This is a genomic window from Pseudomonas defluvii (assembly GCF_001695625.1).
In the GTDB taxonomy this organism is placed as follows: Bacteria; Pseudomonadota; Gammaproteobacteria; order Pseudomonadales; family Pseudomonadaceae; genus Aquipseudomonas; species Aquipseudomonas defluvii.
On the sequence record NZ_MBPN01000224.1, the window covers coordinates 1 to 2,963 of the forward strand.

At 57.9% G+C, this 2,963-nt stretch carries 2 protein-coding genes and 1 pseudogene; all 3 read left to right on the forward strand.

What is annotated here, in order from left to right; genetic code table 11:
- Positions 1-56 precede the first annotated feature (56 nt).
- Positions 57-1,283, forward strand: a complete 1,227-nt coding sequence (locus EKA13_RS28540) for a hypothetical protein (protein ID WP_245704429.1) — start codon at positions 57-59, stop codon at positions 1,281-1,283.
- Complete coding sequence (locus EKA13_RS26655) at positions 1,280-2,236, forward strand: Asp23/Gls24 family envelope stress response protein (RefSeq protein WP_065761988.1); 957 nt, start codon at positions 1,280-1,282, stop codon at positions 2,234-2,236. Before EKA13_RS28540 ends, EKA13_RS26655 begins: the two co-directional genes overlap by 4 nt.
- A pseudogene (locus EKA13_RS26660) lies at positions 2,229-2,963 on the forward strand (hypothetical protein); the annotation flags it as partial. The gene EKA13_RS26655 and the pseudogene EKA13_RS26660, both read left to right, overlap by 8 nt.

The following is a 2,963-nucleotide window of genomic DNA, read 5'->3' on the forward strand; positions in this document are numbered from 1 at the left end:
GCCTGGGGCAACCGGCGGGCATCTTCAACAGCAAGGTGGTGCAAAACAGCGGCGGCTTGATCGCCCTGATGGTGCTCCTGCTCAACAGCTGGAATGCCAATAGCCATCTGATCCAGGCCAGTGCGCTGGAGGGGATGGACAAGCAGCGCATCAACGACACGATTTCCGCGACGCTGTACGCCGGGGCGGCGTTGACGGCGGTGGTGGATATGCAGATTCGGAAGGGGTTGGGGGTTAAGGAGTTCAACCTGCGCTTATCAGCTGCGCCGACGCTGACGCTATTTGGTGGTGTTATTGGTGGGTTGTCATTTTATGCAGCATTTAAGGAGCTCAGCTCACTGCAAGCGCAACTAGAACATGCTCACGGTTCTGTAGATCCATGGCTTGATATGCGTCACTCCGTTGTCGGCGCTCAAGTGGCGGCCTTTGGCGCGCAGGCTCTGCTGGGTGTTGCTTACACTGCGCGGGCCATTTTCGGCATTACCACCGTTGACGCCGCCATTGCGGGCTATCTGCTTTGGATGGGGCCTATCACGATTCTGATCGCCGGGCTGGGCGTGCTGTACCTGATCGCCTGGTTTTTCCAGCAAAAGCCCTTGCAGACTTTTCTCGCCAACTGCTGCTGGTCCAAACGGCGGGCGCGCGACCAAGGGCCTGTTTCGCCCGAGGTGCAGCAGCAGGAGCTCGCCCAGCTGTACCGCATCCTGTACGCGCCGAAGGTCAGTGTTGAAGTGCTCAACACCACGGTGTATTCCGGGGATGCCAGCGGTATCCGCAACATTTCGGTGATCAAGCGCCTGACCCTTGACCTGCCGGGGGCGGAACCCCACAGCACCTACCTGGCGCTGGCCATGATCGGCGACCCAATCGATCGCGATACCTGGCACGAGCAACTGAAGAGAAACCCATACAGCACCGCTAAACCGCCGCGCTTATGGTCCGAGGTAGGCAAATACTGGCTGGAGAAAAGCCAATGCACCTGGATCCCCCTCCGGGAGGGGCAAGGCCTGCGTTTGCGGGGAGACTTCTCCATGTCCAGCAGCCTCAGCTTTCCGCCCGCTAGCGTTTCATTGCGCGTGTACTACCGAACGCCACTGACCGCACTGCTCGGCGACGGCGCCTTTGTTGGCGGCGAGAGGGGTGTGGCCTTCACCATCACGCAAGACGATGGGCTCATCACCCTGCGTGACGACCCCACTCCCGGTTTGGACCAGGCCCGGCATTACCTGTTGAGTGACCAGCAGCAATGTTCGCGCTACCTGCAGCCGACGTGGCGAGAATGAGTAGACCGGCAGCAGGTACAACCCAAAAACGCTTGTTCTCACAACGTGACTACTTGGCGCCCCTGCCGATCCCGACGGGTGAACCACCGGCGGATGTGCTCAACACCATCTGGCGCAAGAATGAGGTGTTTCTCGATATTGGGAGCTACAGCATAGGGGCGGGGGTGATGGTGTTGTGGCCGCTTGTGATGATGTTTCTGATTATGGGGTATTACTCTTGGGATGATGACCTCTGGTACATCTTCGCTATCGGAGCAGGACTCATCGTTGGTGTTCCATCATTTGTTTTGATCCAAAGCCTGTTCCGCCCAGTCCCCTTGCCGTTGCGTTTCAATCGCCAGCGTCGCGAGGTCTGCGTCCCTCGCGAAGACGGTGAGTACTGGATTGTGCCGTGGGAATCGGTGACCGCAGCAGCCGTGCAGCATTCGACCGTCAGCCAAGGGGGCCGAATGGAAATGGGGTTGTTATTCATCGGCTTTGATAACCCCGATCCCGATGCACAGGAAGGCAACCAGCACTTTAGCCTGGGTTTCAACTGTGGCGGCGGTACCACGGCAATGGCCTTGTGGGAGTGCATGCGCAGTTATATGGAAGTCGGGCCGCACGCCGTTGTTGACCGTACCGCTCGGTTTCATCGCCCCAAGGGCATCCTGGCAACATACATCGACGACTGTTTTGAGGCCGCACAGCGCAAGGGCTGGTTTTTGACGTTGCTGTGGGAAGGTTTTTTCGGCCTGTTTATTTTCAACACACTGCTGATTGATGTGTTGGAACGCTGGAAGCTCTCACCACCCCCCGACCTGCCGTACCCCGAAATCAGCGATTGGTCAAAACCCTTGCCGCCCGAACAGTGGGCCAAGCGCTCACCTGAGCTGGAATCAGCCATTGCTGAGCGTGAGGCGGAGCTGGCGGCGAAGTTGGCGCCTGCCTTGAGCCGGGGAAATGATGAGTAGACCCGCAGCCGGTACAACCCAAAAACGCCTGTTCTCACAACGTGATTACCTGGCACCCCTGCCGATCCCGACCGGTGAACAGCCGGCGGATGTGCTCAACACCATCTGGCGCAAGAATGAGGTGTTTCTGGATATTGGGAGCTACAGCATAGGGGCGGGGGTGATGGTGTTGTGGCCACTTGTGATGATGTTTTTGGGCTTCGCCTATGGTTTTCGGGATATAGCACCAGAGGTGAGCTCGATAGCTCTTTGGGGGGGGAGTCATCATTACGGGCATTCCTGCACTGATCATGATCCACGGCCTGTTCCGCCCAGTCCCCTTGCCGTTGCGCTTCAATCGCCAACGCCGTGAAGTCTGCGTCCCTCGCGAAGACGGCGAGTACTGGATTGTGCCGTGGGAATCGGTGACCGCAGCAGCCGTCCAGCATTCGACCGTCAGCCAAGGAGGCCGAATGGAAATGGGGCTGTTATTCATCGGCTTTGACAACCCCGATCCAAATGCACAGGAAGGCAACCAGCACTTCAGCTTGGGTTTCAACTGTGGCGGCGGTACCACGGCAATGGCCTTGTGGGAGTGCATGCGCAGTTACATGGAGATTGGACCGCAGGCAGTTCCTGATAGTCGGGTTGGGGAAATACCGTATGAAAAGACGCAAATAGGCTCAATCGTCACCAGCTTGCGTAAAGGTGATGTGTTTGATGTGTTGCACGGGATATTTTTCATCAC